A 6,192-nucleotide genomic window follows, 5' to 3' on the forward strand; every position below is an offset into this window, starting at 1 on the left:
GTATCAAAATCTTTAAATAATGATAGTTGTCGCCGTACTAACCCCAAATGGAGGCTTAGGGAAAACAATCAATGCGACCAATCTTGCTCATGCAATGAAGAAAGATAGTTACATATTGTTACTGATAATTTCCGTTTCCAATAACGTTCATCATACAGTCACAGGGGGGTGCATGAATGTTTACACTCCGTGATCACCAAAATACTTCTTGCGGAAGTGGGCAAGTGTCATTTGGTTATGCTAACTCTGTAATTTCCGGCTTTGATATCAAAATTGTTCGTTACCGCGCCAAAGGTAAGGGCGGAGCTTATTAGTATTACAAGTGGCAATCAGGAACATGGGGCTACCTGTAAAAATTTTTGCTGGTTTAGAAGCTATTGAATGGTTTAATCCACTGTTTGAGCGTTGTGATCCCCATACTATGCAAATCCTACCTAAAGCACAACGACAACCTCGACCAAAAATGTAGAACTTTTCAATAAAGTTTTTATTTTTTTAGTGAATAGTAAATTTTGCTTATCATTAATTATTATCTTATTTCTAAGATACTTTCTAGAAATTTAATGTTATACCCCGTCCACCTTGAAAACTTTAATTTCCGATATAGGAACTATAGGTTTCAGTTAAGACGCGGTATAGTAAAGAGACTGCCTATAATCGGTTTAACAGATTCATGACAGATTCATAGGTTGCAATATTACCTTGAGTCATAAATAATCTTGCAGCTTGTTGTAAATTTTTTATTCCTTTTTGCTTATCATTAATTTGATAATAAAGAACACCAAGATTGTAGTAGGCTTGAGCTAAATCAGGATTAAGTTGAATGGCCTTATTGAAATCAGATATTGCTAATTCCCTTTTGTTTTGATTATAGTAAAGAATACCGCGATTGAGATAAACTAAAGCATTGTCAGGATTAAATTTTATAGCTTTGTCATAATCAGCTAGTGCTAATTCCCATTGTTTGATGTCTTTGTAAAGATTACCGCGATTGAGATAAGACTGCTCTAAATTAGGATTTAGTTGGATAGCTCTGTTGTAATCAGCCAGTGCTAATTCCCATTGTTTGTGGTTATAGTAAAAAAGACCGCGATTGTAGTAAGCCGCAGCATCGTTAGAATTTATCAGGATAGCCTTATTGTAATCAGCCAGTGCTAATTCCCATTGTTCCAAATCATCGTAAAGATTGCCACGACCAACGTAAAGCTCGCCATAATTAGGATTAAGTTGGATAGCCTTGTTGAAATCAGCCAGTGCTAATTCCCATTTCTGCTGCTCTTTGTAAATATTACCGCGATTAGCATAAGCCTCTTCATCATCAGGATTAAGTTGGATAGCTTTGTTAAAATCAGCCAGTGCTAATTCTAAATTTTTTTGGTCTTTGTAAAGACTACCACGAAGAATATAAAGTTCAGTATAATCAAGATTTAGTTGGATAGCTTTGTTGTAATCAGCCAATGCTAATTCCCATTTTTGCATATTTTTGTAAAGCATACCGCGAAGGCTATAAGCAATAGAAGAATCAGGATTTATTTGGATAGCTTTGTTGTAATCAGCCAGTGCTAATTCCCATTCTTTCTGCTCACAGTAAACAAGACCGCCATTGTAGTAGACTTTGGCTTGCTCTTCTCTCAGTTGTTGTGGATTATTCATGATTGGTTAAGGGTTGGTTTTATGTACGATGTATCAAAATTAGCATTAACTCATATCTTGCACCAACCGTAATCACCCTTATAGCTCAAACAAACCAGCACTAAACTATAAGAACAGGTGAATAGAAATACTTAAGTAGTATATGTTTTAAATAAAAATAAAATCATGTTATTAATACAGAGGAAGTAAGATTGTGAGATGCAGGGACTTGTTGATGGTCATTTACAAATATTTAAAGAGTACAAATTGTCATGCGAGAGAAAAGAGAAATAAAAAGATGAATTTGGTATTCAGATGACACATCCGAAAATCTTGATAATGTTGGTAAATGTCCATATATAAAATAGTATTAATTCAACTTTCAAAATTTTCATTCCGTACATAAAAAAAGAGCAAAGATAGGAAGATCAGACAATTAAAAGGCAAGATAATAAAGGGCTACTAAGTCCTCTCCACACCACTATAAACAACCCGAAAACCGTATCTACGTAATCCCACCTTCCCAGAGCCAACTGGACAATGACTACATTTCTATCACTTAGCTGAGTTACTCAACATAGTTATTAACCGTTTAATTTGACCAACTCGCTTACGTTGGTCGTAGCGGCGTTTGGCTTCAGTGGTGATTTTTTCTAAAAGTGCGTTATCTGCACTAGCAAAAGTCCAAGCAGCTTCTAGAAATACCTCAACTGTGATTCCCCTATCTTTACAAAACCGTGTTAATTCTTGGTCGAGGTCTTTTTCAAGGACGATCGCTGAATGTCGTCGAGTTTCGGGATATTTTTCAAGTTCAGCTTGAAGTTCAGCGATTGTGTCTGCTGGTGTAGCAGTTGGGTTGGCTGGATCGGTAACTGGGCTGGTTTCCTGTGGTGAGTTTTGTTCTTCTGTTTGGGGTTCGGGTTGTACTTTGGGAACGAGTGCATCTTGGCGTGGTTCAACTGTGGAGCGATTGCGTTTGTTGCGTAGTTGGTTGAGTACGTTATCTGACATTTTTATTTACCCCCAAGTGCAGCGTGAATTTTCTCAATTAAAATTTCAAAGGGATATTCCAAGTCGGTATATCCCAACTGCGAGAGAGTTGTACGTTTGTTGATGGCTTGTTTGTAGCGTTCTGATTCGCGGATTGAGGGTATAACTGACCCCTCGCCAACTTCATCACGCATTCCATCTACAGCCGCCCGACTTTCTTGGGCTTGGGTGTTCCCAAACCAACGGTCGCGGAAGGGTAAAACACCTAATACTTGGGCATTCGTTGCGCCGACATCTTGCAAGCCACTGAGTAAGTCCAGTGTCCGCACCAGGGAACCATAACCTTTAACTGATGCTTCGGCGGGGATAATTAAAAAATCTGCTGCGCCGATCACTGTCAAACAAATTTGCGATCGCTGGGGTGGGGCATCAATTATGCACACTTTGAAAATTTTGCTGATGGCTTCCAATCGTCGTTTGAGTAAGGTTGCACCAACTCCACTGTTAGATAAATAATCTTGTACGGTATCAAGTTGGTCGTCGGCGGGGATAAGAAATAAGTTGTCGTTGTCTTGTGTTGGGTAGATGCAGTCTTCTGGTGCGACTGTTTTTTTGAGAAATTCCAATAGGGTTGGTTGGTTGGGTTCTAACTCAAACCCTAGATAGGTGGTGAGATTATGTTGGGGGTCGGAGTCTAGCATCAAGGTGGGCAAGCCCTGGCGTGATAGCAGCCGCCCCAAGAACAGTGAGGTCGTCGTCTTGCCCTGTCCGCCACTCAAGGAGCTTACCGTAATGGTCAACATATATATTTTTAGTAATTTTATTAAATTAGCCAATTAACTTAAACTCATTTGATTAATTTGTCAATTAATAAATTTAGTTAATTATCTTTTTAGCTTTTTGTAAAATTAGCTTTTTGATTTTAGCTAAATTTAGCTTTTTAGCTTTTTAGAGATTTTTCCGGGATTCAGGGACATTCCAAGATTTAGGGCGAAATGCTTGCTCTGGTTGCTTTTCAGTGATCGACAATAAAAAATTAATCCGCCGTATTGAAAAAGGTAAAAAGCGATATAGTCGGTTAACCACTATTCCTGATCATAGAAACATTACATATCCAGCCTGCTATCCTTCTGTGCTTCAAGTTCGGCTGCCACCGTATTCAGTTCTATCTCCAATTGTTCCACCGTAGGCAGAATGCCTTTAAGCTGTTCTGGAACCTCCTGTCCTATCTGGTGTGTGGAAACACCGATAGGTTGTGTCATCCCTTGCAGTGCGAGTTCGGCAACCGTCTTGTTTTTAGACTTGCAAAGAATGATGCCGATGGTAGGCTGATCATCAGGATGGCGCAGAATAGCGTTCACTGCTGATACATAAAAGTTCATTTTCCCCGAAAATTCTGGCTGAAATTCCACCATTTTCAGGTCAATAATGACATAGCAGCGCAGCGTGAGGTGATAAAACAGCAGATCAAGCCTGTATTCCTGTCCGCTGACCTCAAGAGGATACTGACTTCCCACAAACGAGAACCCTGTTCCGAGTTCCAGGAGAAAGTCACGAATGCGCTCTACAAGCGCCCGCTCCAAATCCCTTTCCTGCGCCTCTTTGCCCAACGTCAGGAAGTCAAAATTATACGGGTCTTTGATCAGCTGCTGTGCCAGATCGGATTGGGGTTTAGGCAAGGTCTGGCTAAAATTGGTGACTGCGCTGCCTTGGCGTTCATAAAGACGGCTCTCAATCTGCATTTCCAGGATGGCACGGCTCCAGCCGTTTTGGATGGTTTGCTGGATGTACCAAACCCTCTGCTCTGGCGCTTTTACACGATCCAGCAAGACACAGTTATGCCGCCAGGGGATTTGTCCACCAAGCTGGTGGACAAATGACTCATCCGGGTAAGCTTCCGCGAAAGCCCGCATATAGAGCAGGTTTGTACGGGAAAAACCCTTTATATCTGGGAACTCCTGTTTTAAATCCTTGGCAAGACGCTCAATTACCTTCGTTCCCCACCCATCATCCTGCTGGCGTTGTAAAATCTCCCTGCCGATCTGCCAATAAAGCACCACCAATTCTTGGTTAACAGCGAGTGCCGCCCGTATTTGCGCCGTGCGAACACGCTGTTTAAGCATGTTTAGAAAAGCATCATAGTTGGTCAGTTCTGGAAAAAGGGAATCGGTCACGGTGAAGAACGTATCAGGTGGTTACTGTATTTTACATTAAATGCAATAACCATCTGTGTGTGAATAGGTAATTATTTATACTTGCTTAAAACGTAAAACCTGATGCCTTCTACATTCCTTACCCGATAGGAGTTATGCTCTCTTATCCGCTATAAGGCAGCCACCCAAGTAAGCAAAAAGTTGTCAAAGAATACACGCTCAAGGTTGGTCATTGTTTTGCAGATGATATGCGATCGCATTATTCTAGTTGTAGCGACCTACAATGCTAATCACTCAGACCTGCAATCATCGGTTTGAGCCAGGATTATTTGCAACTAACTGAAAGTCTAGTCAAACGGTAGTTTGACAGTTTGCTCAAAAAATATCCCAACCTCTCAAAAAAATCATTTGAATTTCAGCCAGGATTAACTGCAAATATAAAGTTAAAAAAAACGACCGTTTTCTTTACCACTACTTCCATATCACTACCCTCTTATTTTTGAGTTCTTCTATTCATTACCACGGCTAAGAGATCGGCAATATTTTTGGCATCCTGAAATAACCGCTCCTTTTCCTGATGTATAAAGTGTCGTCCTAACCCCTTACTCAGCATAACCTCAAATTCTCCTGTAGCAAGAAAATTGCCGTCCATAATGACGTTGCTGATGCTCAAGTGTTTGTACCGTGAAAGTGTTTCGCAACATGCGTGGACAAGCGGTTTTATTTTCTCATCTACATCTTGGTAGATGTCAGCGGCAATAGCCTCATTCAAAACAAAGTCAATGCCATAACCGCGTAATTCAAATTGGAACAAAAAAATAGATACATCATTTCCAGCTATATTTTTCAATTTCACCTTCTCTTTATGCCACCTGCCTCCTTGCTGGAGTTGGACTACCATTATGAGATAGTTTTATGACCCTTGCAAGCTATGTTTGCAACCCTATTTAGAGGTTGGGTGGCCGCCGAGATACGGATACTGTTGGCGAAACATTACTTAACATAAAAACGCCGATTTTGCCGTGTATTACATGGGACAGTAGAATTACCCTTTCCGTGTAATACACGGAAAGAAAAAAATTAAGTTAGCTGCCTCAATAATCAATAAACTAGAAGAAATACCTGTGGAGGCAGTATATGTGCTTACATCCTGAAGAAATTCCTCCTATTCCCAATGAAACGGTACGTGTAGCCAAAGCCGCGTTTCCAAAAGGTAATTTATATATGCGACTGCGTGATGAACTTGGGGTCTTTTACGAGGATGAAGATTTCGCATCACTTTATGCACAACGCGGTCAGCCAGCACAAGCACCTTGGCGTTTGGCAATGATACTGGTAATTGTAGCGAACTGCAAACATAAACGCTTCAAACCGCAAACAAGGCGATTTTGAAACCACATTCTCTGCAAATAAGGGT

At 40.5% G+C, this 6,192-nt stretch carries 7 protein-coding genes and 1 pseudogene; 3 read left to right on the top strand and 5 right to left on the bottom strand.

Translation table 11 applies throughout. The annotated features are described in order from the left end of the window. The first annotated feature begins 176 nt into the window (after positions 1 to 176). Both GNF10_RS34075 and GNF10_RS38140 read left to right on the top strand, forming a co-directional pair. Entirely contained in the window at positions 177 to 314 is a 138-nt protein-coding gene (locus tag GNF10_RS34075; protein ID WP_185587025.1) for a hypothetical protein, read from the top strand. Positions 315 to 322: 8 nt separating this feature from the next. Next, a complete protein-coding gene (locus tag GNF10_RS38140) occupies positions 323 to 469 on the top strand; it encodes a hypothetical protein (protein WP_221644698.1) in 147 nt (48 codons plus the stop codon). A gap of 182 nt (positions 470 to 651) precedes the next feature. Here the strand turns inward: GNF10_RS38140 and GNF10_RS34080 are convergent, their stop codons facing one another. The 5 genes from GNF10_RS34080 to GNF10_RS34100 all read right to left on the bottom strand — a co-directional run bounded on the left by GNF10_RS34080 (position 652) and on the right by GNF10_RS34100 (position 5,676). Beyond that, positions 652 to 1,653 carry a tetratricopeptide repeat protein gene (locus GNF10_RS34080; RefSeq protein WP_185587023.1) on the bottom strand — a complete coding sequence of 334 codons (1,002 nt, stop codon included), beginning with the start codon at positions 1,651 to 1,653 and terminating at the stop codon, positions 652 to 654. 534 nt (positions 1,654 to 2,187) lie between these two features. Beyond that, positions 2,188 to 2,643 (bottom strand): hypothetical protein, encoded by a 456-nt coding sequence (locus GNF10_RS34085; RefSeq protein ID WP_185587020.1) that lies wholly within the window; start codon positions 2,641 to 2,643, stop codon positions 2,188 to 2,190. A 2-nt stretch (positions 2,644 to 2,645) separates the two neighbouring features. After that, complete coding sequence (locus GNF10_RS34090; protein ID WP_185587054.1) at positions 2,646 to 3,425, bottom strand: ParA family protein; 780 nt, start codon at positions 3,423 to 3,425, stop codon at positions 2,646 to 2,648. Positions 3,426 to 3,728: 303 nt separating this feature from the next. After that, a complete protein-coding gene (locus tag GNF10_RS34095; RefSeq protein WP_311774258.1) occupies positions 3,729 to 4,796 on the bottom strand; it encodes a PDDEXK nuclease domain-containing protein in 1,068 nt (355 codons plus the stop codon). A gap of 472 nt (positions 4,797 to 5,268) precedes the next feature. Next, positions 5,269 to 5,676, bottom strand: a complete 408-nt coding sequence (locus GNF10_RS34100) for a hypothetical protein (protein WP_185582166.1) — start codon at positions 5,674 to 5,676, stop codon at positions 5,269 to 5,271. 236 nt (positions 5,677 to 5,912) lie between these two features. Here GNF10_RS34100 and GNF10_RS34105 point away from each other — a divergent pair. Continuing rightward, a pseudogene (locus GNF10_RS34105) lies at positions 5,913 to 6,116 on the top strand (IS5/IS1182 family transposase); the annotation flags it as partial. Positions 6,117 to 6,192 lie beyond the last annotated feature (76 nt).

The organism is Nostoc sp. UCD121 (assembly GCF_014222285.1).
Lineage (GTDB): Bacteria > Cyanobacteriota > Cyanobacteriia > Cyanobacteriales > Nostocaceae > Nostoc.